This window comes from Bradyrhizobium sp. SZCCHNRI3052, from assembly GCF_032484895.1.
In the GTDB taxonomy this organism is placed as follows: domain Bacteria; phylum Pseudomonadota; class Alphaproteobacteria; order Rhizobiales; family Xanthobacteraceae; genus Bradyrhizobium.
Genome location: NZ_JAUETW010000003.1, coordinates 536,190 through 558,439 on the forward strand (window position 1 = coordinate 536,190; position 22,250 = coordinate 558,439).

The 22,250-nt window shown below is 65.2% G+C and carries 20 protein-coding genes, 3 tRNA genes and 1 pseudogene; 21 read left to right on the forward strand and 3 right to left on the reverse strand.

Going from position 1 to position 22,250, the window contains the following annotated elements; genetic code table 11:
• The first annotated feature begins 157 nt into the window (after positions 1 to 157).
• The 10 genes from QW887_RS12870 to QW887_RS12915 all read left to right on the forward strand — a co-directional run bounded on the left by QW887_RS12870 (position 158) and on the right by QW887_RS12915 (position 10,409).
• Positions 158 to 562: a DUF4189 domain-containing protein gene (locus QW887_RS12870; RefSeq protein ID WP_316188436.1), complete on the forward strand. Its 405-nt coding sequence runs from the start codon at positions 158 to 160 to the stop codon at positions 560 to 562.
• 124 nt (positions 563 to 686) lie between these two features.
• Complete coding sequence (locus tag QW887_RS12875; protein ID WP_316188435.1) at positions 687 to 1,100, forward strand: DUF2000 family protein; 414 nt, start codon at positions 687 to 689, stop codon at positions 1,098 to 1,100.
• A gap of 122 nt (positions 1,101 to 1,222) precedes the next feature.
• Positions 1,223 to 2,248, forward strand: a complete 1,026-nt coding sequence (gene adhP, locus QW887_RS12880; protein ID WP_316188434.1) for an alcohol dehydrogenase AdhP — start codon at positions 1,223 to 1,225, stop codon at positions 2,246 to 2,248.
• Between the two features lie 96 nt (positions 2,249 to 2,344).
• On the forward strand, positions 2,345 to 3,625 hold the full coding sequence (locus QW887_RS12885) for an alpha-glucosidase/alpha-galactosidase (RefSeq protein WP_315714756.1): 1,281 nt from the start codon (positions 2,345 to 2,347) through the stop codon (positions 3,623 to 3,625).
• A gap of 116 nt (positions 3,626 to 3,741) precedes the next feature.
• On the forward strand, positions 3,742 to 4,410 hold the full coding sequence (locus QW887_RS12890) for a TetR/AcrR family transcriptional regulator (protein WP_315714755.1): 669 nt from the start codon (positions 3,742 to 3,744) through the stop codon (positions 4,408 to 4,410).
• On the forward strand, positions 4,407 to 5,198 hold the full coding sequence (locus QW887_RS12895; RefSeq protein WP_315714754.1) for an efflux RND transporter periplasmic adaptor subunit: 792 nt from the start codon (positions 4,407 to 4,409) through the stop codon (positions 5,196 to 5,198). Before QW887_RS12890 ends, QW887_RS12895 begins: the two co-directional genes overlap by 4 nt.
• Positions 5,195 to 6,133: an ABC transporter ATP-binding protein gene (locus QW887_RS12900; RefSeq protein ID WP_315749378.1), complete on the forward strand. Its 939-nt coding sequence runs from the start codon at positions 5,195 to 5,197 to the stop codon at positions 6,131 to 6,133. Before QW887_RS12895 ends, QW887_RS12900 begins: the two co-directional genes overlap by 4 nt.
• Positions 6,130 to 7,287: an ABC transporter permease gene (locus QW887_RS12905; RefSeq protein ID WP_316175543.1), complete on the forward strand. Its 1,158-nt coding sequence runs from the start codon at positions 6,130 to 6,132 to the stop codon at positions 7,285 to 7,287. The genes QW887_RS12900 and QW887_RS12905 overlap by 4 nt, the downstream gene beginning before the upstream one ends.
• A gap of 39 nt (positions 7,288 to 7,326) precedes the next feature.
• Complete coding sequence (locus QW887_RS12910) at positions 7,327 to 8,631, forward strand: adenylate/guanylate cyclase domain-containing protein (RefSeq protein WP_316175545.1); 1,305 nt, start codon at positions 7,327 to 7,329, stop codon at positions 8,629 to 8,631.
• Between the two features lie 92 nt (positions 8,632 to 8,723).
• Complete coding sequence (locus tag QW887_RS12915; protein ID WP_316175547.1) at positions 8,724 to 10,409, forward strand: tannase/feruloyl esterase family alpha/beta hydrolase; 1,686 nt, start codon at positions 8,724 to 8,726, stop codon at positions 10,407 to 10,409.
• 4 nt (positions 10,410 to 10,413) lie between these two features.
• Here the strand turns inward: QW887_RS12915 and QW887_RS12920 are convergent, their stop codons facing one another.
• Positions 10,414 to 10,875 carry a DUF488 domain-containing protein gene (locus QW887_RS12920; protein WP_316175549.1) on the reverse strand — a complete coding sequence of 154 codons (462 nt, stop codon included), beginning with the start codon at positions 10,873 to 10,875 and terminating at the stop codon, positions 10,414 to 10,416.
• Between the two features lie 15 nt (positions 10,876 to 10,890).
• On the reverse strand, positions 10,891 to 11,715 hold the full coding sequence (locus tag QW887_RS12925; RefSeq protein ID WP_316175550.1) for a DUF72 domain-containing protein: 825 nt from the start codon (positions 11,713 to 11,715) through the stop codon (positions 10,891 to 10,893).
• A 158-nt stretch (positions 11,716 to 11,873) separates the two neighbouring features.
• Here QW887_RS12925 and QW887_RS12930 point away from each other — a divergent pair, with 158 nt between their 5' ends.
• The 3 genes from QW887_RS12930 (at position 11,874) to QW887_RS12940 (ending at position 14,987) form a co-directional block, all read left to right on the forward strand.
• Positions 11,874 to 12,074, forward strand: coding sequence for a hypothetical protein (locus tag QW887_RS12930; RefSeq protein WP_315714746.1), 201 nt, complete (start codon positions 11,874 to 11,876; stop codon positions 12,072 to 12,074).
• Positions 12,075 to 12,339: 265 nt separating this feature from the next.
• Positions 12,340 to 13,473 (forward strand): glycosyltransferase family 2 protein, encoded by a 1,134-nt coding sequence (locus tag QW887_RS12935; protein ID WP_316164460.1) that lies wholly within the window; start codon positions 12,340 to 12,342, stop codon positions 13,471 to 13,473.
• Entirely contained in the window at positions 13,470 to 14,987 is a 1,518-nt protein-coding gene (locus QW887_RS12940) for a glycosyltransferase family 39 protein (protein WP_316194593.1), read from the forward strand. Before QW887_RS12935 ends, QW887_RS12940 begins: the two co-directional genes overlap by 4 nt.
• 8 nt (positions 14,988 to 14,995) lie before the next feature.
• On the opposite strand, the gene QW887_RS12945 is transcribed toward QW887_RS12940, so the two are convergent.
• Positions 14,996 to 15,796: an FkbM family methyltransferase gene (locus tag QW887_RS12945; protein ID WP_315749389.1), complete on the reverse strand. Its 801-nt coding sequence runs from the start codon at positions 15,794 to 15,796 to the stop codon at positions 14,996 to 14,998.
• Between the two features lie 542 nt (positions 15,797 to 16,338).
• On the opposite strand from QW887_RS12945, the gene QW887_RS12950 reads away from it, so the two are divergent.
• The 8 genes and pseudogenes from QW887_RS12950 (at position 16,339) to QW887_RS12985 (ending at position 22,195) form a co-directional block, all read left to right on the forward strand.
• Positions 16,339 to 17,514: a DUF2778 domain-containing protein gene (locus QW887_RS12950; protein WP_315749391.1), complete on the forward strand. Its 1,176-nt coding sequence runs from the start codon at positions 16,339 to 16,341 to the stop codon at positions 17,512 to 17,514.
• A gap of 1,397 nt (positions 17,515 to 18,911) precedes the next feature.
• Positions 18,912 to 19,088, forward strand: coding sequence for a hypothetical protein (locus QW887_RS12955; RefSeq protein WP_315767494.1), 177 nt, complete (start codon positions 18,912 to 18,914; stop codon positions 19,086 to 19,088).
• A gap of 1 nt (position 19,089) precedes the next feature.
• Positions 19,090 to 19,164: transfer RNA gene (locus tag QW887_RS12960), tRNA-Asp, on the forward strand.
• 40 nt (positions 19,165 to 19,204) lie between these two features.
• A complete protein-coding gene (locus QW887_RS12965; protein ID WP_316194594.1) occupies positions 19,205 to 19,741 on the forward strand; it encodes an HNH endonuclease in 537 nt (178 codons plus the stop codon).
• Positions 19,742 to 20,041: 300 nt separating this feature from the next.
• A tRNA-Phe gene (locus QW887_RS12970) sits at positions 20,042 to 20,114 on the forward strand.
• A gap of 2 nt (positions 20,115 to 20,116) precedes the next feature.
• Positions 20,117 to 20,182: transfer RNA gene (locus QW887_RS12975), tRNA-His, on the forward strand.
• Between the two features lie 354 nt (positions 20,183 to 20,536).
• Positions 20,537 to 21,688 carry a slipin family protein gene (locus QW887_RS12980; protein WP_315749397.1) on the forward strand — a complete coding sequence of 384 codons (1,152 nt, stop codon included), beginning with the start codon at positions 20,537 to 20,539 and terminating at the stop codon, positions 21,686 to 21,688.
• Positions 21,689 to 21,903: 215 nt separating this feature from the next.
• Positions 21,904 to 22,195 (forward strand): annotated as a pseudogene (locus tag QW887_RS12985) (GIY-YIG nuclease family protein).
• The last annotated feature ends 55 nt before the right edge of the window (positions 22,196 to 22,250 follow it).

Consider the following 22,250-nt stretch of genomic DNA (forward strand, 5'->3'; position numbering starts at 1 on the left):
GTAAGCGACATGCGGGTTCACCGACGCCGTGCGTGAGAGCCCGCATTTCGACTACGCTCATGCGGGCTACGACTTCCCTCCGACTCAACCTCTCATTCACCAAGTTTCAACGACCCCCGGCTAGATTTGCCGACATTGGGCCTCGGGGGAGGAGAGAGTGATCATTTCGACCGCCGCGCGACGTTTCGCGCTGTTTGCATTTGGATTGACCGTGATCGTTGGTGCCGCGCGCATCGCAGACACCAGCGCCATCAGTCCGGCGCATGCGGCCGGCGCGTTCGCCATGGGCCAGTGCGCCGCCTATGGCCAGGCGTTCGACTATCCGGCGGAGCATCTCGCCAAGGCCGCGGCGCTCAAGCAGTGCAAGGGCGACTGCACCGCGGTGACGATGAAGAAGGCCTGCGCGGCGTTCGCGGTCGATCTCACCAATCCCTGCGGCGCCCACGGCTATGCTGTTCGGCCGACGATCTCGACCTCGCTCAACGAGGCGACCCGGGAATGCTACAAATATGGCGGCAAGGAATGCGTCATCCGCGCCTGGGTATGCGACGCCAAGGGTTGATTCAAGTCTGATGATCTCAGCGGCTCCGCTGCCGGGGTTCCGCGTCCGCTTTCATTTCGATGCTTCACCCTGAGAACGGCTCGGCTATTCTCGGGGTTCGATGACATCGAACCCTGGAAGTGGCATGCAATTCGACACCAAGATCGCGCTGATCATCCGCAACGATCTCAAGGCCTGGCAGAAGCTCAACGTCGCGGCGTTTCTTTCCAGCGGCATCGCCGCGGCATTTCCCGAATGCATCGGCGCACCTTATGAGGACGGCTCGGCAACCCTGTATCACGCGTTGATCGGGCAACCGATCCTGATCTACGGCGCGCCGGATCGTGCCGCGCTGGCGCGTGCTCTGGATCGGGCGCTGTCGCGCAGCGTGAAGCCGGCGCTCTACACCGATGACATGTTCAAGACCACGCATGACGAGGCCAACCGTGATGTCGTGAAGGCGGTGGCGCGCACCGATCTCAATCTGGTGGGATTGGCGTTTCGTGCGGAGCGCAAGGTGGTCGACAAGGTCGTCGACGGACTCAAATTTCACGCCTGACAGCCATGGGCACATTGCGCTGTCATCAAACTGTTACTTCATGCAGCGGCGCGGCTTGATGCCGATCAAGCCCGGAATACGCCGACGTCGTTAGTTTGCGCCGCGACATGAGGAGCAGACAGATGCAGACCATGAAAGCCGCCGTCGTCAAAGCCTTCGGCAAGCCGCTCGACATCGAGGACGTTCCGATTCCTGTGCCGGGACCCGGCGAGCTTCTGGTCAGGGTGAAGGCGTGCGGCGTCTGCCACACCGACCTTCACGCCGCCTCCGGCGATTGGCCGGTGAAGCCGGTGCCGCCATTCATCCCAGGACACGAGGCGGCCGGGATCGTCGCGGCGCTCGGGCCCGGGGGCACCGACTTCAAGGTCGGCGACGCCGTGGGCGTGGCGTGGCTGCACGATGCCTGCCTGCGCTGCGAGTATTGCGAGACCGGCTGGGAGACCTTGTGCGAGCACCAGCACAACACCGGCTACAGCGTGAATGGCGGCTTTGCCGAATACGTGATCGCATCCGCGGCGTTCGCTGCGCGTCTGCCGGCCAATGTGGATTTCGCCAGGATCGCCCCGATCCTCTGCGCCGGCGTCACCACCTACAAGGGTTTGAAGGAGACCGACGCGCGGCCGGGCGAGTGGGTGGTGGTCTCCGGCGTCGGCGGCCTCGGTCATGTTGCAATCCAGTATGCGAAGGCGATGGGGCTGAAGGCGATCGGTCTCGACATCGCCGAGGACAAGCTGAAACTCGCGCTGGAGGCCGGCGCCGAACATGCCGTCAACGCGCTCGACAAGGATGCCGTGGCGCAGGTGATCGCAATCACCGGCGGCGGCGCGCATGGCGTGCTGGTCACTGCGGTGTCGACGCCGGCTTTTGCCCAGGCGCTGCACATGGTCCGCCGCAAGGGGACGGTCAGCCTCGTCGGCTTGCCGCCGGGCGAATTCCCGACACCGATCTTCGATGTCGTGCTGAAGCGCATCACCGTGCGCGGCTCGATCGTCGGCACCAGGCGTGATCTCGACGAAGCCATCGCGTTCGCCGCGGACGGCAAGGTGACGGCCGAGGTGACCACAGCGCCATTGTCGGAGATCAACACCGTCTTCGACCGCATGAAGGCCGGCAAGATCGACGGTCGCGTGGTGCTCGACTTCGGCTGATCGCAAGACCGATCGACGCGCCGCCGTGCCGTACATTGGGGCGGCGGTTTGATCTGGATCAGGAATGGGGACGCGCGGCGCTGGCACAAATTGCTCATGGCAGCCGTCACCAAGATCGTCTTCCTCGGCGCGAGCAGCGCGTCCTTCGGACTCAGCGTGTTCCGGGACCTGTTCTCGACGCATGATCTCGCGGGTTCGACGCTCGTGCTGGTCGGCCGCGACCCGATCCGGCTTGCCCGGTCGGAAGCACTGGCCCGGCTGCTCAACGACCTCTCCGGCGCCGGCCTTAAGATCGAGGCGACCACGGATTGGCGCGCGGCGCTCGACGGCGCCGGCTTCGTGATCCATGCCACCGCGATCGACCGCAACCGCTTGTGGAAGCTCGATTTCGAGGTGCCGCGCAAATACGGCATCCGGCACACGCTGGGCGAGAATGGCGGGCCGGGCGCATTGTTCTTCACGCTCCGCACCTTGCCGGTCGTATTCGACTTCGTGCGCGAGATGGAGCGGCGCTGTCCGGACGCGCTGTTCATCAACTTCTCCAATCCTGAGAGCCGCATCATCCTCGCGCTGGGGCTTCACAGCCGCCTCGCGCATATCGGCCTGTGCCACGGCATCTTCATCGCGCGCAGCCAGGTGGCTTCCATTCTGGAACTGGCCGAGGAGCGCGTGGACGTGTGGGGCGCCGGGCTCAACCATTTCCAATGTCTCATGCAGATCCGGGATCGCGACACCGGGGCCGATCTCTATCCACTGCTCCGCGAAAAGGCTGGGAGCCACGACCCCAAGGTCGCGCCGCTGACGCGGGCGCTGTTGCGCGACTTCGGCTTCTGGCTGGGCTGCGGCGACAGCCATGTCGGCGAATATCTCGCCTATGGCTGGGAAGCGGGCGAGAGCGGGTACGACTTCGCCTGGGACGAGGCGGAACGGGCCAAGCTGATCCGGCAGATCGACGAGGTCCTGGCAGGCAAATCCGGCATGCCGGACTGGTGGCGAATGCCGTCCGGAGAGCGCGCGGTCACCGTGATCGGCTCGGTGCTGCACGATCGGAAGCAGGTCATCGAGTCCGGCGTCGTTCTGAACCGTCACGTCATTCCCAACCTGGCTGCCGAGGCCGCGGTCGAAGTGCCCGTTGTCGCCGATCGCGTCGGTATCCATCCGGTGTCGCTGGGCCCGCTTCCAGATGCCGTCGCCAAGCTGATGTCGGTCCAGGTTCAGGTTCAGCAACTGGCGGTGCAGGCGGCCATGACCGCCTCCAAGGATCTCGCGCTGCAGGCGCTGCTCATCGATCCCGTCGTCAACTCGGCGGCCGCCGCGCGCCAGATCGTGGACGAGCTCTGGGAGGTCAATCGGCCTTACATCAGGTCCTGTGCGTGATCGCGCCGACTTCGTCTGACGAGGGGGCCGCGCGCGGTCGGGTAGGGCTCCTGACCCGCGCCGATAGATCTGCGAGGCCTCTTTACAATGACTGACTAGTCAGTCATAATTGTTCCATGTCGAAGCCGTCGAAATTGTCCGAGCGCAGAGTTCAGGCCGCCAAGCCAGCGGGAGCTGGCGCGTCGCGCCGGGCGGATCGCTCCGCCGAGCGCCGCGCGGCGATCGTGCAGGCGGCGATGGACGAGTTCATCGCCCGAGGCTTCGCGGCGACCCGGCTGGACGACGTCGCCAAGCGGGCCGGGGTCGCCAAGGGGACGATCTATCTGCACTTCAAGGACAAGGAATCGATGTTCGAGGAATTGATCCGGACCGCGATCGTGCCCTTCGTCGGCCGTCTTGCCGCACCGCCGCCTGCCGGCGGCTCGGTGCGCGACATGGTCGAGGCGTTGGCGCGCATGTTCCTGCAGGAGGTCGCCGGCACCCGGCGGGCCGATCTCGTCCGGCTCATCATCGCGGAAGGGCCGCGCTTTCCGGCCATTGCCGATTTCTATTATCGCGAGGTCGTCTCCCGCGGTCTCGCGGCCATGCGCGCGCTGATCCAGTTGGCGATCACGCGCGGCGAGATCCGCGAGCCCAAGCTGGTGCAACACCCGCAATTGATGATCGCGCCAATGATGGTCGCGGTGCTGTGGAAGAGCCTGTTCGAGCGACATGCGCCGCTCGACGCCGAAGCGATGCTGCAGACCCATCTCGATCTGATCTTTGGCACGAGGAGGCCGACATGAGCCTGCTGCATTGCCTCGCCGTGCTGGTCACGGCCTTCACGTTCAACGCCTGCAAGGAGACGCGCGATCCCGGCTATCAAGGCTGGGTCGAGGCCGACATGATCTTCGTCAGCCCGGACGAAGCGGGTCGGATCACGAAGCTGAACGTGCATGAGGGCGACGTGGTCAAGGTCGGCGATCCGCTCTATTCGGTCGACGACGATCTGCAGCAGGCCGATCTCAACCAGACCAAGGCGACGCTGGCCAACGCGCAGCAGACCTATGACCGCGCCGCGGCCCTGAGCAAGACGGGCGCGGGGACACAGGCGACGCTCGACTCCGCCGTTTCGGCGCTGCGCGTCGCCGAGGCCCATCTCGTGACCTCGCAGACGCGGCTGGCACGGCGCAAGGGCGTGGCACCGGTCGCGGGCACTATCCAGCAGATCTACTTCCGCGAGGGCGAGATGGTCGCGGCGCAACGGCCAGTGCTGTCGATCATGCCGCCGGGCAACATGAAGCTGCGCTTCTACGTGCCCGAGCCTGATCTGCCGAAGCTCGCGATCGGTGACGAGGTCCGCGTCACCTGCGACAACTGTGCTGATGATCTGACGGCCAGAATCTATTTCCTCGCGACCTCGGCGGAATACACGCCGCCGGTGATCTACAGCCTCGATGAGCGCAACAAGCTCGTCTATCTGATCCAGGCGCGGCCGTCGCGGCCGGATGCGCTGCGCGTCGGCCAGCCGGTGAGCATCTATCCGCATTCCAGGACGCCTGATCCGAAGACCCCGGTGGCGGACAAGCAATGAACGGAACGGGTCCCGCCGAGATCGCGATCGACGTCCAGGGATTGACCAAGTCCTTCGACGGCCGCGAGGTCGTGCATGATCTGTCGATGCAGGTGAAGCGCGGCTCGATCTACGGCTTTCTCGGCCCGAACGGCTCGGGCAAGACCACGACCATCCGGATGCTGTGCGGCCTGCTGACACCCGACGGCGGCGAGGGCACCTGCCTCGGTTTCGACATCCGTCGCGACGCCGACAAGATCAAGCGCCGGGTGGGCTACATGACGCAGCGCTTCAGCCTCTATCAGGACCTCTCGGTGCGGGAGAACCTCGAATTCGTGGCGCGCCTCTATGGCATGTCCGATCCGCGCCGGGCCGCGCGCGACATGGTGCAGCGGCTCGGGCTTGCCGGCCGCGAGCGGCAGCTCGCCGGCGAGTTGTCGGGCGGCTGGAAGCAGCGGCTGGCGCTCGGGGCCTGCACCCTGCCGAATCCGCAACTGCTGCTGCTCGACGAGCCCACCGCCGGCGTCGATCCCAAGGCGCGGCGCGACTTCTGGAACGAGATCCATGCGCTCGCCGGCGAAGGGCTGACCGTGCTGGTCTCGACCCACTACATGGACGAGGCCGAGCGCTGTCACGAGATCGCCTATATCGCCTATGGTCATCTGCTGGTGCACGGCACCGTCTCGGAGGTGATCGCGCAATCGGCGCTCACCACGTATACGGTGAGCGGCGACGATCTGCGCGAGCTCGCGGCGGACCTCACCGGCAAGCCGGGGGTCGACATGGTGGCGCCGTTCGGCACCAGCCTGCACGTGTCCGGCCGCGACCGCGACGCGCTGGACGCTGCGATCGCGCCCTGGCGCGACAAGGCTGATCTGCACTGGCAGCCCGCCGCGCCCTCGCTCGAGGACGTCTTCATCGACCTGATGAACCGTTCACGGGACAATTTCCAATGAGCGACGCAGCCGTCCATCACGCGTCTTCCGAGCCGCGCTTCGGCTTCTGGCGGCGCACCTACGCGATGCTGGTCAAGGAGTTCATCCAGCTCAAGCGCGACCGGGTCTCGTTTGCGATGATCGTGATGATCCCGGTGATGCAACTGATGCTGTTCGGCTACGCGATCAACACCACGCCGCATCATCTGCCGGCGGCGGTGCTGCTGCAGGAGGACAGCGATCTCGGCCGCTCGATCCTGAAGGCGATGGAGAACACCGCGTATTTCCGCTTCACCCAGGAGGTCAGCAGCGTCGCCGAGTTCGACGATCTCCTGCTGTCCGGCAAGGTCCTGTTCGGCGTCGAGATCCCGCGCGGCTTCGAGCGCGCGGTCCGCCGCGGCGACCGGCCGGCCCTGCTCGTTGCGGCCGACGCGACCGATCCGGTCGCGGCGTCATCGGCGCTGTCCTCGCTCGGCATGATCGTGCAGACCGCGCTGGCGCACGATCTGTACACCGGCAATCCCGTCACGACGCCGTTCGAGATCCGGGCCCACGCGCGCTACAACCCGGCGGCCTCGTCGCGGCTCAACATCGTGCCGGGCCTCGTCGGCACCATCCTGACCATGACCATGCTGATCTTCACCGCGCTCTCGGTGACGCGCGAGATCGAGCGCGGCACGATGGAGAGCCTGCTGTCGATGCCGATCAAGCCGGTCGAGGTCATGCTCGGCAAGATCATCCCCTATGTGATGGTCGGCTTCCTGCAGGCGACGATCATCATCGGCATCGGCGTCCTGCTGTTCGGCGTTCCGATCATGGGCAACCTGCTGCTGTTGGCGCTGCTGTCGACTCTGTTCATCGCGACCAACCTCTCGATCGGCTACACCTTCTCGACCCTGGCGCAGAACCAGCTGCAGGCAATGCAGCTCTCGATGATGTTCTTCCTGCCGAGCATCCTGTTGTCCGGATTCATGTTTCCCTTTCTTGGCATGCCGCAATGGGCGCAAGTGCTCGGTGAATGCCTGCCGCTGACGCACTATCTGCGCATCGTCCGCGCCATCATGCTGAAGGGCTCGACGCTCCAGAACCTGCAGCATGATACGATCGCCCTGTTCGGCCTCATGCTGTTCGCCATGACGGTCGCCGTCCTACGCTTCCGCCGCACCCTCGATTGAGGCACAATGGCGGCCGGGAGCAGGAACGGCTGAGGCAAGATGCAGATCGTGGGAGGAGCAGGACAGGCGAACGAAGCGCCGGCCGAGTTCGACCAGGCGCTGATGCGCCAGACGTTGAACACCGAGCTGCTGCGGGTGAGGGCGCTGATCGCCACTGCGGCTCTGTTTCTCGTGATATCGGTGCTGGTCGAAATCTTCGAGCCCAGGATCTCGGAGTGGATCTGGCCGAGCCGGATCGGGGTCCTCTACGTCTACGCGATCATCGTCGCATTCATCAGCTTCGAGACTCTCATCCTGTTCAGGATCAAGGCGGACATCCGCCACGGCCGGGACGTGCCGGTGATCTGGCGCTATGTCAGCGCCCTGGTCGAGACCTCGCTGCCAACGTTCGTCCTCATCCTGCAGATCGAGGGCATCGGCCACGACAAGGCGCTGGGCTTCGGCGCGCCGCTGGTCTATTTCATCTTCATCGTTCTCTCGACGCTTCGTCTCGATTTCTGGCTGTCGAGCTTCACCGGTCTGGTTGCCGCGGTGGAGCTGCTGGTGGTGGCGCTGTTCGACCGGCCTTCGATCGATCTCAGCCAGAATCCGGAGGTCTACTATCACGGTGAGCGCAGCTTCATCATCCTGTTGTGCGGGATGCTCGCCGGTGCCGTCAGCGTGCAGCTGCGACGCCAGTTCGCGGCGAGCATCGAGGCCGCGTCGGCGCGCGACCGCGTCACGGATTTGTTTGGCCAGCACGTCTCGCCCCAGGTCGTCGAGCGCCTGATGAAGGAGGGGACGGCAGAGGCGCGCGACATCCACGAGGTCGCGGTGATGTTCGTCGACTTCCGCGGCTTCACCGCGGCGGCTCGGTCGAAGACGCCGCAGCAGGTTGTCGATCGTCTCGACGGAGCGTTCGCGGTGCTGGTGGAGATCCTCGAGCGTCATGGCGGCATCGTCAACAAATTCCTCGGCGATGGTTTTCTGGCGCTGTTCGGCGCGCCGTTCGAGGCGCGCGATGCCGCCGTGCAGGCGGTCATGGCTGCGCGCGAGATGGTGGCAGCGATGGAGCGGGTCAACGCATCGTCGTCCTGGCAGCTCAGGATCGGGATCGGCATACATCTGGGCGAGGTGGTCGCCGGCAGCATCGGCTCGCCGCGGCGCAAAGAGTATACCGTCATCGGTGACACCGTGAATTTCGCCTCGCGGCTCGAGGCGCTGAACAAGGAGTTCGATTCGCAGCTCCTGATCTCGAGCGAGGTGCGGCAGGCGGCCGGCGACGGGGCGCGCGACGCCGTCTTCCACGGCGCGGTGTCGGTGCGCGGCTACGACCGGCCGTTCGAGATCTGGCAATTGCACTGACGCAGGCGATACGGCGCGCGATGTCGGAGATTTACATTGGCTGGCCTCCGCGTTTAACTGCCCCCAACGAGAAGCATCATCAGGGGGAATGCATGATCCGAACCGGGGCGTCGTTTTTGGCCGCAGCAGGGATCTTGTGCGTAACCGGGATGGAGGCGGTGCGGGCTGAGGATGTTGCCTGCAGCAAGGTGACGGCCGAGGCGTTGAAGGTCCCCGGGCTGACCTTGACGGGATCGAAGCTGCAGGAGGCCGCCGACGGGCTGCCGCGGCATTGCATTCTCTCCGGCAAGGTCAATGAGCGCACCGGCGTCGATGGCCATGCCTATGCGATCCAGTTCGAGATCAGGCTGCCGGAGACCTGGAACGGCCGCTTCCTGCATCAGGTCAATGGCGGTAATGACGGCCTGGTGGTGCCGGCGCTCGGCGACAAGGCCGACGGTCTCGTCGGTGGCGGTGTGACGCCGCTCGCCCGCGGCTTTGCCGTGCTGTCGTCGGACAGCGGCCACTCCGGCAGCGATCCCGCCAACAAGCCGCGCGGGCTTGCGTCCGGCTCAGCCTTCGGGCTCGATCCGCAGGCGCGCCGCGACTATGGCTATTCGGCCGACATCACGCTGGCGCCGATCGCGAAGGCGATCATCTCGGCGCATTACGGCAGGAAGCCGGACTATTCCTACATCGCCGGCTGTTCCAATGGCGGCCGCCACACCATGGTGGCTGCCGAGCGCATGCCCGAGCAGTATGACGGCTTCCTGGTCGGCAATCCCGGCTTCAACCTGCCGCGCGCTGCCGTGCAGCACGCCTGGGACGTGCAGGCGCTGACCAAGGCCGACGTCGACATCCGCAAGTCGATCACGCGGGAGGATGCCAAGCTGATCGCTTCCAAGATCACGGAGGTCTGCGACGGGCTCGACGGCGCCAAGGACGGCCTCACGGCCAACCTGAAAGCCTGCCAGAAGGCGTTCGATTTCGACAGCCTGCGCTGCGCCGCTGGGGCAACCGAAGCCTGTCTGCCGGCCGCCAAGGTCGATGCCTTGAAGAAAGTCTTCGCGGGCCCGCACAATTCCAAGGGCGAGCCGCTGTATTCCGACTGGCCGGTGGATGGTGGCGTCGGCACCGGCAACTGGCGTGCCTGGAAGGTCGAAAGCCCGGTGGCGCCGTGGAACAACCTTCCGATCATTGCCACCATGGGCGGCGCCTCGCTCAACTACATCTTCTCGACGCCGCCGGTCGAGATCGAAGGCTCGCCCGACAAGCTCGTCGAGAAGCTGCAGACCTACGACTTCGACAAGGACGCGCCGAAGATCTACGCCAAGGAAGGCCCCTTCACGGAGTCGGCGATGGACTTCATGGCCCCGCCCGCGGTCGATAACCCAACCTTGCCGGCGTTCCAGAACGGTGCCCGCAAGATGCTGATCTACCACGGCCAGGCTGATCCGGTGTTCTCAATCAACGACACGATCCGCTGGTATGAGAAGCTCAACGCCAACGTCCAGGGCAAGGCCGACGGTTTCGCGCGGCTGTTTGCGCTGCCCGGCGAGACCCATTGCGGCGGCGGCGTCACGCTGGAGAAGTTCGATGCGCTGGGCGCGCTGATGGACTGGGTCGAGAAGGGCAAGGCGCCGGAGGCGATCACGGCCTCGGTCAATGCGGCCAACAAGGAGCTCCCATCGACATGGAGCCCGCAGCGGACGCGGCCGCTGTGCCCGTGGCCGAAATTCGCCAAATATGTCGGCGGCGACGTCGAGCAGGCGTCATCCTTCACCTGCGCGGCGGAGTGAAACGTCAGACCTGCGGCGCGATCAGATTCTCGACTCGGACATGGTCGCGCTCCTCGATGATCTCGGCGATCCATTGCCGGTGGCAATGAGCGTGGTCGCGCTCGTAGCAGAGCAGGCAGACGGGACCGGCGCTCTTCACGAGCGAGGCCAGCTCGTCCATCTGCTCCTTCGCCTGCGGCGTCTTCAGATGCGCGCTGTAGATCTTGTGCAGCGTGTCGTAGTGGCCGCTGCGGGCCGCCTCGCGGCCTTCCTTCGGCGTGCCGAGCCCGCGCAGGTGCACATAGCCGATGCCGCGCTCGTCGAGCCCTGCGGCGAGCTGGCTCTTGGAGAAGCCCGGCCGGCGCGAGGCCGCCACCGCGCGGACGTCGACCAGCAGCTTGACGCCGGCCGATTGCAGCTCGTCGAGGACGGCTTTGGCCGGCGTGTGCTCGTAGCCGATGGTGAACAGGGTCTTGCTCTTGGCCATCATGCGCCTCCTGCGTCAGCTCACGCGCTCGATGAGCTCCATCGCGCCGGCTGGCGCGCGCACCTTGCCCTCGTGGATGACATAGGCGAACACATCGCGCGGCATCTTCTTCGCCGGCTTGTCGTCAACCCGTGGCAGATCGTTCGGTTCGCCGCCGCCAGCCCACAGTTGCAATCGCTTCGCCCAGGCGTCGAGCTGCTTCGGCGGATAGCAGGTCGCAAGCTCGTCATTGCCCTTCTGCAGCCGGGCATAGACGAAATCACCCACGACATCGGCGATCGCCGGATATTTGCCGTGCTCGGCGAACACGACCGGCGTTGCAAACTCGCGCAGCAGCGCGACGAAGCTGGGGACGCAGAAACTGTCATGGCGGACCTCGACGACGTGACGCAGCTTGCGGCCGTCGAGCTCGCGCGGCAACAGCTCGAGGAACTTGCCGAAATCGGCCTCGTCGAACTTCTTGGTCGGCGCGAACTGCCACAGCACCGGCCCGAGCCGGTCGCCGAGCTCGAGCACGCCGGTGTCGTAAAAGCGCTTCACGGAATCACCGGCCTCGGCGAGCACGCGGCGGTTGGTCGCGAAGCGTGGCCCCTTCAGCGAGAAGATGAAACCGTCCGGCACCTCGCGCGCCCATTTGCGGAAGCTCTCCGGCTTCTGCGAGCCATAATAGGTGCCGTTGATCTCGATCGAGGTCAGCTTCGAGGCGGCGTATTCGAGTTCCTTCGATTGCGGCAGCTTGTCCGGATAGAACACACCGCGCCACGGCGCGAAGGTCCAGCCGCCGATGCCGATGTAGATGTGGCTCTTGGATTGCGAGGCGCGTGCGGGGGCTTTGCTCACGGACCAATTCCGATGCTGATTGCCGAGGGTGTTGCGGTAGGGGAGACGATAGTCAACCGGGCCGGTTCTGACCAGTTCGGCGCGGTCGCGCCGTCGCTCTTCCCGTGCTCCGGAGCCTCGTGTATCCAGGGCCGGGGCCGGGAAGGGGAGATATGACAATGAGAGCGGAATCGGTCGGCGGCCTGCTGGGGGCAATCGTCGCCGCTGTCGTGCTTGCGGCAGCCTTCTACTATGTTCCCGTCGGGCCGATGGCCCGTCAGATGCAGCCGGCCAAGGTCGAGGTGCCGCCCACGCCGGTGCAGACGGTTCCGGTGGCTCCGGCCGTACGCGGACCCGTGGTCCGGGAGGTTCCGAACTAGGCCGGCCAGGGACCCCTTGCAATCCTGCCGAGGTACCCCATTTTGGTCGGGACGGTGACGTCGAGCTGTAACGGCTCCGGCACCGAGACGACCACGGCAGAGCGGTTGCGCCGGATGTACGCGCGCCCTTTGTTTGTGGTCGTTGGCATTTTGGGCCGCCCGTTCGGCAGCGGTGCACGCCGGCACCACAGTCCGGGCTTTTTGCGTCTTCCTTCAGCCGTTGCGCTTGGCAGTGTGGAACGCGGCAGATATACGCATCCGCACCATGAACGATGTCCTCCGACCGGCCATGCCCGCGCCGCCGCAAACCGCTGATATTCCGATCGTTTCGGTGGTCGTTCCGACCTTCAACGAGCGCGACAATGTCACCACGCTGTACCGGCGGCTGGAGGCGGCGTTCAAGGATGTGCCGTGGGAGGTGGTGTTCGTCGACGACAACTCCCCGGACGGCACCTGGCAGGTGGTGCGCGAATTGTCGCGCAGCGACAAACGCGTCCGCTGCGTCCGCCGAGTCGGCCGGCGCGGCCTGTCCGGCGCCTGCATCGAGGGCATCCTGGCCGCCAGCGCGCCCTTTGCCGCCGTGATCGACGCCGATCTGCAGCATGACGAGACCCAGCTGCCGAAGATGCTGTCGCTGCTGCAGAGCGGTGCGGCCGAGCTCGTCGTCGGCAGCCGCTACATCGAGGGCGGCAGCGCCGCGAGCTTCGACAGCAAGCGGGCGGGGGCCAGCGCCTTCGCCACCGAGATCGCGCGCCGCGCGCTCAAGGTCGAGGTCAACGATCCCATGAGCGGCTTCTTCATGATCCGCCGCGACCGCTTCGAGGCGATCGCGCCGAAGCTCTCCACGCAGGGCTTCAAGATCCTGCTCGACATCATCGCCAGCGCCGAGGGTGGTCTGAAGACGGTCGAGGTGCCCTATACGTTCGGCTCGCGCCTGCACGGCGAGAGCAAGCTCGACTCGATGGTCGCGCTCGACTTCCTCGGCCTCGTGCTGGCCAAGATGACCAACGACGTGGTGTCGCTGCGCTTCCTGTTGTTCGCGATGGTCGGCGGCACCGGCCTGGTGGTCCATCTCGCCACGCTGTTCCTCGGTCTCAATTTGTTCGACCTTCCGTTCGCGGAGTCGCAGGCGCTCGGCGCCTTCGTCGCGATGACCTCGAACTTCATCCTCAACAACTTTCTCACCTATCGCGACCAGCGGCTGAAGGGCTTTGCCATCCTGCGTGGCCTGCTCGTCTTCTATCTGGTCTGCTCGGTCGGCCTGCTGGCCAATGTCGGCGTCGCCTTCTCGGTCTATGACCAAGAGCCGATCTGGTGGCTGGCGGGCGCCGCCGGCGCGCTGATGGGCGTGGTGTGGAATTACGCGATCTCCGGATTGTTCGTCTGGCGCAAGCGATGACATCTGCGGCAGGTGCCGAGGACGCCCGGCTGGTCCGCAATGTCTGGCTGACCATCGCAGGCCTCGTCGTTGTCAGGCTGATCGCGGCCGCGGTCACGCCGATCACCTTCGACGAAGCCTATTACTGGATGTGGTCGAAGCATCTCGCGGGCGGCTATTACGACCACCCGCCGATGGTTGCGGTCGTGATCCGGCTGGGCACGCTGATCGCCGGCGACAGCGAGCTCGGCGTGCGCCTCGTCTCGATCCTGCTCGGCCTGCCCATGAGCTATGCGGTGTATCGCACGGCCGAGATCCTGTTCGGCGGCGTGCGCGTGGCGGCGACCGCGGCGCTGCTGCTCAACGTCACCCTGATGGCGGCGGTCGGCACACTGATCGTGACCCCCGACGCGCCGCTGCTGGTCGCCTCCAGCTTCGTGCTGTTCTTCTGCGCCAAGGTGCTGGAGACGGGGAGGGGCGCGTGGTGGCTCGCGGTCGGCGCAGCCGTCGGTGCGGCGCTGCTGTCGAAATACACCGCGATGTTCTTCGGCGCGGCGATCCTGATCTGGCTCGTCGCCGTGCCGAAACTGCGCCATTGGCTGGCCTCGCCCTGGCCCTATCTCGGCGGCCTTGTGGCATTCGCGCTGTTCGCGCCGGTGATCCTGTGGAATGCCGATCACCAATGGGTGTCGTTCATCAAGCAGCTCGGCCGTGCCAGGGTCGAGGCGGTCAGGCCTGTCTACATCGCCGAGATCATCCCGACGCAGTTCGCCTTCGCGACGCCGCTGGTCTTCATCCTCGGCCTGATGGGCCTCTACGGCCTGGCCCGGCGCAGGGCAGGGGATGCGGCGGCGCGCGTCCTGATCGAGGCGATGGTCTGGGTCATCGTCGCCTATTTCGTCTGGCATTCGCTGCATGCCCGGGTCGAGGCCAACTGGTTCGCGCCGGTCTATCCGGCGTTCGTGGTGGCTGCCGCGGCGGCGGCCCATCTCGTCGCCTGGTCGGCGCGCGAGCAGCGCACCGCGACCTTCTGTCTGCGGTGGGCCGTGCCCGCCGGCGTCGTGATGTTCGTCGCGCTGATCGTGCAGGCCAACACGGGCCTGCTGTCCGGCTACCGGCGCGATGCCACGGTGCGCAGCGTCGGCGTCGGCTGGCGGCCGCTGGCTGCCGAGATCGAGGCGGCGCGGGTGCGCGCCGACGCGTCCTGCGTGCTGGCGATGGATTATGGCACCACCGCCTGGCTGTCGTTCTATCTGCCGCCGGGGACCTGCGTGCTGCAGCCGATCCAGCGCATCCGCTGGGTCAATTTCCCGGAGCCGGATCCGGCCAAGCTCGCGGGCACGCAGCTTTTCGTCGACGAGGCCCAGATCGCGACGCGGGTCTACGTCAGCAACACGTTCGGCCGCATCGAGAAGGTCGGCGAGGCCGCGCGCAAGCGCGGGTCCTTGACCATCGAGACCTACGCCTTCTACGCGCTCAGCGAGCCGAAGGGCGATCTCCTCGACCGCACGCCGCCGCCGGAGCTGCAGCGCTGACACGCGCCTCAGGCCTGCTGCGGAATGATGTCCGCCAGCGCCTTGTCCCCGCCGTGGATCGCGACCATGTTGATGTCGGCGTCGATGGTCTTGTAGCCGCGGCGATCGAACCATTGCCGCAACTGGTCGGCATCGGTCTTGATCTTCTCGACCAGCATGATCGGCGTGCAGCGTTCGATCGTCGCCGCCGCACCTTCGAGCGCCTCGAGCTCCATGCCCTCGACGTCGAGCTTGATCAGGTCGCAACGCGGCAGGTTGAAATCGTCCAGCGGAAGCTTGCGCACCTCGACCGTGTCGTTCTCATAGTCGATGGCCTGGCCAATGAACTCGGTGTTGGGACGCTGGCGCAGCTCGAGGCTGCCGAAGCTCGACGGGGTCAGATAGTTCGGGCTCGGGATGTTGAGCACGCCGCGCTCGGAGGATACCGCGGCATGGATCGCAATCGCGTTGAAGCAGTTGTTGATCGCGATATTGCCGGCGAGCGCGTAGTAGATCCGCTCCTGCGCCTCGATCGAGAGCACGGATCCCCAGCCGGTCATCGCCTTCGCCCATTCGATCGTGTGGACGCCGATATTGGCGCCGCAGTCGATCGCGACCGCGCCGTCCCCATGGTGCCTGCGGCGTACGCCGAGCAGGCGGACGGCCAGCTGCACCTCTCCCGGATCGAAGGCGCCGGTGTTGAGGATCTGGAAGCCGACGCCGTAGCCGCGGTTGGCGTCGATCATGCGATAGTCGAGCCGGTTGACGATCATCGTACCTTGATTGGTCGAGGCCAGCACGAAGGCCAGCTTCCGGCCGGGGATCTGCATGGAGAGGTCCTCTCGTGTCGTCTTGGCCGGGAGCGGACGCGGTACGATTCGCCGACGGCGTGTCGCAGAGAATCGTCCCGTACCATACTGTCGCCAGCGGCCACAGCGCCTGTAACTCCGGGTTGCTACGGATGCGCTTGTCGCGCACCCGGCCTGCCGGAGCAGGGGCTTTCGACTGGCGAGACCTGTGGCCTTTACCTCGTCAGCGCACGCATACGAGAGATCATCGATCGCTCGCCGCCGCCCAGGCCCAATCGTTAACGCGGCGTGCGCTGTTTTACGGATCGGCGCGGCCGACGGATGCTGCCTCTCCCGATTTTCCCGGTACGGCAATATTGCTTCCGGCTGCGGTTTTGCCCTGTTTCTGCCCTCTTTCCCGGCAAAACAGCCCCTGATGGTTAACCCGCCTCTAATCCGCCAAAACTTAATCAGCATTTAACTAAAAGTCGCCTTAATGAAGCTCTGTGCTTCTGCGAGATGCAAAGCGGGTGTCCGTGGCGCATCGAGCGAGAGTTGTCGAGTATTCGTTCGGGCGTGAGTGAATGAGTAACAGTCGAGCTGCGTTGGCCGCACGAAATCGCAGGAAGTCCTCCCTGATCGCGTTCTCTCACAAATTGATCGGTGGCGCGGCAATCGCATGCCTGATCGGGGGCTGCGCCGTAACGGTCTATACCAAGATCATCGCGGCCGACGCTTATCCGACCCTGGGCAGCATCGAGCAGGATGAGCCCGTCGTGCGCCCGGCGCCGCGGCTTGCGACGCGCAGCGCCGCCGATGCTGTGGGTGAGGCCTTCTCGGCATTCCCGGAATCTCCGCCCGTCACCACGGCCGCCGCCATCACGCCGCAGATGTTCAACGACCGCTTCGGCGCGGCCGTGCCGCAGGGCGTCGCCTCCAACGCCGCGAACGGCGCGCCGCCGCTGCCCAAGCTCGCCGAAGCCGCGCCCAAGCAGATCGAGACCAGGCAGATCGAGACCAAGTCGGCCGAGGCCAAGCCGGCCGAGCCTGCGAAGGTCGCCGAGGCGTCGAAGAAGGATGCCCGGCCGCCGATGCAGCTGGCGCTCGCCAACACCAGGCCGGCCGCGCAGCCCGCGACGCCGGCGCAGGCTGCCGAGGCCAATGCGCCGAAGAGCAGCGGCTTCTCGCTGCGCGCGATGACCGAGCGTGCCAAGGCGGCGGTGCTGTCGATCGCGGGTGAGCGCCACTCGATCCAGGAAAAGCTCTGGGGCAAGCCGGAGAACCAGGATGGCGGGCTCCTGGCCTATGCCTCGGCTGATTCCAACATCACTGCCAGCATCGCCAAGGATCCGACCCGCGGCGGCCGGCCGCCGTACGATTTGAGCACGGCCGTGTACGACATCTCGGCCAAGGCGGTGTATCTGCCCGACGGCACCAAGCTCGAGGCGCATTCCGGCCTCGGCGACAACCTCGACAAGCCGAGCTCGGAGAAGATCAAGATGCGCGGCGTCACCCCGCCGCACATCTACGAGCTGAAGCCGCGCGAGGCGCTGTTCCATGGCGTGCCGGCGCTGCGGCTCAACCCGATCGGCGGCGAGGACGCCATCCACGGTCGCAACGGCCTGCTGGCGCACACCTTCATGCTCGGCCCGAACGGCGACTCCAACGGCTGCGTCTCGTTCCGTGACTACTATGCGTTCCTCGATGCCTACAAGAACAAGGGCATCCGCAAGCTCGCCGTGCTCGCCCGCATCGAGTGAGCTGGACAGGCGGCGTTGAGGTGGGATCTGCATGGTCGCCCTCACACTCAGCAGTAGTTCCGAACTGTAGGGCGTGCAAAGGTGCGCCGTGAATCCCGTCGCACGAGTGCTATATCGCCAACTACTACGCTGCGCGATACAGCGCCCTCTTCCCTTGTGGGAGAGGGCGCATTCACTTGCAGCGCTCGTCCGATCTCCCAATCTCCTAGAGCACGCACTTTCAGAGCCACAAGATCGAGAATCCGTTGGCTGCCGTGCAGTCACGAGCGCACGATTTCTGATGCGGCTTCGGGATCGGCGTCGCTCCGGGCGACCGCTTCATGCGATCGCACTGGAAGAAGGAAAAACGGATACACAGCTCGAACACTCCTGGACACGACATCGCATTCTCGCGGCGAATGACGCCCGAGGCTTGCCAGCGACATCGCCCTCGTAAATCAGGAGAGGGCGCGGGGAATGCCGGGTGAGGGCCTCACCCATGGCCCGCCTGCAGAAGAAAAAGCAGGCGGCAGTCACCACAGGTTCAGCCGCATCATCCGGCATTCCCCGCGCGATGGACCTACGGCTTATACGTGGTCTCCCTGGTGCGCCGGGCTTTCTGGCCACCATCGGTCGGAGCATTCGTCTCTCTCGACCTTGACGCCAGCATCGGGGTGTCAGGACATCACGACTTCGCCGTGCGCACCGGATCGTTCGTCCGCGTGATCAGATCACGCTGCAACCCGACGCGCCCACCGCATCCCGCCCTCCACGTTCATGACGATCGCGAAGCGCCCCTCTCATGAGGGCGGGACCGGCATAGAATGCATGATTTCCGATTTTTGGAAACAAGAAAATGCGAGGCACAGGAGGCGAGCGGGGCGATCTGATTGACCCGGCTCAACAAATCAGCTTTCGCGCGCGCGCGTCTTCGATCGTTCGAGCGGGCGACAGTGCTGTTGTCGTGCGCGAAAATGCGCAACTGATTTGCCCGACGAGCAGTCCAGCTGTTGCAGATCCGTCGCATTGCGGAAGCCGGCAACGTCATCGCATCACGCTTTGGTCTTGACGGTTTCGGAAAATTCTGCGCATAGCTCTGCCCCATCGCAATCGGCCGCCGATCATCACCGGCGCGCTCTTGAGGACTACGACCGTGTTGAGCCTACGCTCACATCTCGCGAACGCCGCCACCAACGAACGACCCTTTAATCGGTCGAGCGATTGGTCGGGTCTGCGCGTCGCCTGTCAGGGTCCAAGCGATCTCGTGAAAATCCTGGCCCGACCGGGACTCCAGATTTCAGCAAGAGCATAACAGCGGCGGGACTGCACCCTCCGCGCACCAAGCGGAGGGTTGGATGACCCGGACGTCAGGCGAAGATCCCGAGACTTGCAACATTGCGCGCGCACTGGATTCACCGGTGGCAGCAGCCTTCGTGCGCATCGTCATGACGTGCCGAGGCGTGACCGAGGCGCGCGCGCGGCAGCTCTATCTCGACTACCTCAATCGCACCGATCCGGACGCGTTTCATCCGCACTCGGCGGACGGCGGGCGCGATGGCCGGCGAGCGTCGAGCGGTGCGCCGGGTAGACCATGAGGCCCATGTCCCCATCTGGCGAAGGGACCGGACCGTCGATCCGGGAAGGCGGGTTCGATTCCCGCCATGGGCGCCAAAAACGACCAGGCGGTTGAAGCGAAGAGAGGAGGTCGACGATGTCAGCAACAAGTCCGGCGCTGGTTCTCAACGCCGACTTCCAGCCGCTGAGCTACTTCCCGCTGTCAGTGGTCAGCTGGGAGGATGCGATTAGGGCAGTCGTCAGCGGCTCTCACGTCGTCGTCGCGGAATACGACCGGGTCGTTCGTAGCCCGAGCGTCACCATGCGGCTGCCGTCGGTGATCGCGCTGCGCGACTACGTCAGGCCCGCGATGCGCGTGCCTTTCACGCGGTTCAACGTATTCCTGCGCGATCGCTTCGAATGTCAGTACTGCGGCGGCCGCTATCTGCACGGCGAGTTGACGTTCGACCACGTGGTACCGCGGGCCGATGGCGGCGAGACGTCGTGGACCAACATCGTCGCCGCTTGCAGTCCATGCAACGCGCGCAAGGACCGGCGCTATCTCAAGCCGCGACGGCCGCCCTTCGAGCCGACGCGGCACGAGCTGATGGCCGCGCAGCGCCTGTTTCCGCCGAGATTCCTGCACGAGACGTGGCAGGATTATCTCTATTGGGACGTGGAGCTGGAGCGGTGAGGAGAGGTGGCCCAGATGAGCGTGCGCCGAGGTCCAGCGGGCCTCGGCGTAAGCGACATCCGGGCTACGAAATTGCGTCGCCCGCATTTGCATGCGAGCGACGTCGTTATGAGTAGATCGATATGTAGACGATTAGTTACGGAATGAGATCGTTCGAAAATAATCGATGTCTACGTCTTGCGCGTGCCGTTGATTGTGTGTAGTAGCACGGTCCTTCGTGATGACTTTGGTTCGGGCTCGCTGAGATCCCGACTGGCGCGGCCGGTGTCCGGTCCCGTGTTCCGTCGTCGCAAAGAACAAGGAGTCTGTAGCTCATGGAGAGCGTCGGGTTGAAGGCCCGAAGGCATCGGTTCGATTCCGATCGACACCACCAAAGGATAGCTCAGTTAGGTAGAGCAGATGACTGTGAATCATCGGGTCGCGGGTTCGACTCCCGCTCCAGCGCTTCGGTTTAGCCTGAAAAGCTAATCGCCTCTGACGAGGACCGGACGCGCGCTTCAGTCGCGGTCCGGCCGTTTTGCCCAAGAAGAAAGTTCTAGGGCATTTCGACCAGATCAAGACACTGCAGAACCGGCTCTGTGCCGCGGTGGATACCGCGTCTGAAGATGCCGGGAAGGCTGCGCAAGGACGCTCGGGCTGATAGCTCGTGTGACCGCGCGCGTGCGCCCGGCATCGTCAGATGCTCAAGCCTCGGTCCGCTCGGTTCACGCAGGAAGCGTCGTCCGGTCCTCACGTCCTTTGATCAATGAATCGCGTTTCGGCCGATGGGCCGGACGCAAGCTGTGGGAGTGTGTTGTGACTTGGCATCTGGTGACGAAGACCGTGACGGTGGAGGATGGCGAGCGGGCGCTGGTGTGGCGTGACGGCCAGCTCGTGCGCGTGCTCGGTCCTGGCCGTCATGCGCTGCTCGATCCGCTGCACCGGCTGATGGTGCAAGTGTACGACGTGGTCAGGGCCGAATACCCGGCCGAGCGCTACGCGGTGCTGAAGGCCGCGCGGCCCGATCTCGCCGCCGAACTCTTCGAGGCCGTGGAGACCGGCGCGAACGAGATCGCGATCGTCAGCCTCGACGGCCGGCCGACGCATCTGCTCACGCCGTGGCAGACACGTGTCTACTGGAAGGTGGCGACGCAGGTCGAGGTCGAGCGCATCGACATCGCAAGCGACGTGCGTGTGAGCGCGCGGCATCTGGCGATGATCGAGCGTAACCGGCCGAGCGTTGTGACCGAGGTCGTGGTCGAGAACCACGAGGCCGGTCTGCTCCATGTCGACGGCAAGCTGACGGAGCGGCTGGCGCCGGGCCGGCACGCCTTCTGGGCGGTCGGCCGCAAGATCGAGGTCAAGCGCCTGGATATGCGGCCCACAGTGCTGGAGATCACCGCGCAGGAGATGCTGACCAAGGATCGCATCGCGCTGCGGGTGACGCTCACGGCGTTCCGGCGGATTGCCGACGCGGAGGCGGCTGTCGCGACCACGCCCGATGTGGATGCGTGGCTGTACCGGCTGGTGCAGTTCGCGATCCGCGAGGCGGTGGCGTCACGCACGCTCGACGAGGTGCTGGCCGCCAAGGCCTCGCTCGATGCCGAACTGCGCGACTACGTGCGCGCGCGGCTCGGCGGCTCGGGCGTGGAGGTGACGGAGCTCGGCGTGAAGGACGTGATCCTGCCCGGCGAGATCCGCGAGCTCGTCAACAAGGTGGTGGAGGCGGAGCGGCTGGCCAAGGCCAACCTGATCCGTCGCCAGGAGGAGACGGCGGCGACGCGCTCGCTCCTGAACACTGCCAGGCTGATGGAAGAGAACCCGCTGCTGCTGCGGCTCAAGGAGCTGGAGTCGCTGGAGCGCCTGGTCGAGAAGGTCGGCCGTATCGACCTGCACGCCGGCGACGGCGCCGGCCTCGACGCGCTGCTGACGCGGCTGGTGCGGCTGAAGGCGCCGGAGACGGCGTGATGGACAAGGGAGGCCGCCCACGGGCGGCTTCTCGCTTGCGATGGAGGGAGCGTGGGACAGAATTGAAAAAGCTGCTGGGTTTCGTGAGTATGGATTCCGGGCTCTCGCTGCGCGAGCGCCGGAATGACGGGAGGAGAGATCACACCTCTCTCCACGCGTCATTCCGGGGCAGCCGCGTAGCGGCTGAGCCCGGAATCCATAACCACGGCTCTCGGATGGCATACTACGTCTATCTACTGGCGAGCAAAAAACACGGGACGCTCTATCTGGGCGTCACGAATGATCTCATTCGACGCGTCTACGAACACCGAACCAAGGCGGCTCCGGGCTTGCTTCACCTCGCGCTATGACATCGGCAAGCTCGTCTGGTTCGAAATCTACGACAACGCGATCACGGCCATCGCGCGCGAGAAGGAGCTGAAGAAGTGGCGGCGCGACTGGAAAATCAGGCTGATCGAGGAGAACAACCCGAATTGGGACGATCTGTATCCGGGGATTTGTGGTTGAGACGGTGCCTCACACTGATCGTCGGGAGTATGGATTCCGGGCTCGCGCCGTCTGC

Coding starts and splice junctions, on each gene's coding strand:
- QW887_RS12875 (WP_316188435.1), top strand. CDS start 687: ATGCAATTCGACACCAAGATCGCGCTGATCATCCGCAACGATCTCAAG.
- adhP (WP_316188434.1), top strand. CDS start 1,223: ATGCAGACCATGAAAGCCGCCGTCGTCAAAGCCTTCGGCAAGCCGCTC.
- QW887_RS12885 (WP_315714756.1), top strand. CDS start 2,345: ATGGCAGCCGTCACCAAGATCGTCTTCCTCGGCGCGAGCAGCGCGTCC.
- QW887_RS12890 (WP_315714755.1), top strand. CDS start 3,742: ATGTCGAAGCCGTCGAAATTGTCCGAGCGCAGAGTTCAGGCCGCCAAG.
- QW887_RS12895 (WP_315714754.1), top strand. CDS start 4,407: ATGAGCCTGCTGCATTGCCTCGCCGTGCTGGTCACGGCCTTCACGTTC.
- QW887_RS12900 (WP_315749378.1), top strand. CDS start 5,195: ATGAACGGAACGGGTCCCGCCGAGATCGCGATCGACGTCCAGGGATTG.
- QW887_RS12905 (WP_316175543.1), top strand. CDS start 6,130: ATGAGCGACGCAGCCGTCCATCACGCGTCTTCCGAGCCGCGCTTCGGC.
- QW887_RS12910 (WP_316175545.1), top strand. CDS start 7,327: ATGCAGATCGTGGGAGGAGCAGGACAGGCGAACGAAGCGCCGGCCGAG.
- QW887_RS12915 (WP_316175547.1), top strand. CDS start 8,724: ATGATCCGAACCGGGGCGTCGTTTTTGGCCGCAGCAGGGATCTTGTGC.
- QW887_RS12920 (WP_316175549.1), bottom strand. CDS start 10,875: ATGGCCAAGAGCAAGACCCTGTTCACCATCGGCTACGAGCACACGCCG.
- QW887_RS12930 (WP_315714746.1), top strand. CDS start 11,874: ATGAGAGCGGAATCGGTCGGCGGCCTGCTGGGGGCAATCGTCGCCGCT.
- QW887_RS12935 (WP_316164460.1), top strand. CDS start 12,340: ATGAACGATGTCCTCCGACCGGCCATGCCCGCGCCGCCGCAAACCGCT.
- QW887_RS12940 (WP_316194593.1), top strand. CDS start 13,470: ATGACATCTGCGGCAGGTGCCGAGGACGCCCGGCTGGTCCGCAATGTC.
- QW887_RS12945 (WP_315749389.1), bottom strand. CDS start 15,796: ATGCAGATCCCCGGCCGGAAGCTGGCCTTCGTGCTGGCCTCGACCAAT.
- QW887_RS12950 (WP_315749391.1), top strand. CDS start 16,339: ATGAGTAACAGTCGAGCTGCGTTGGCCGCACGAAATCGCAGGAAGTCC.
- QW887_RS12965 (WP_316194594.1), top strand. CDS start 19,205: ATGTCAGCAACAAGTCCGGCGCTGGTTCTCAACGCCGACTTCCAGCCG.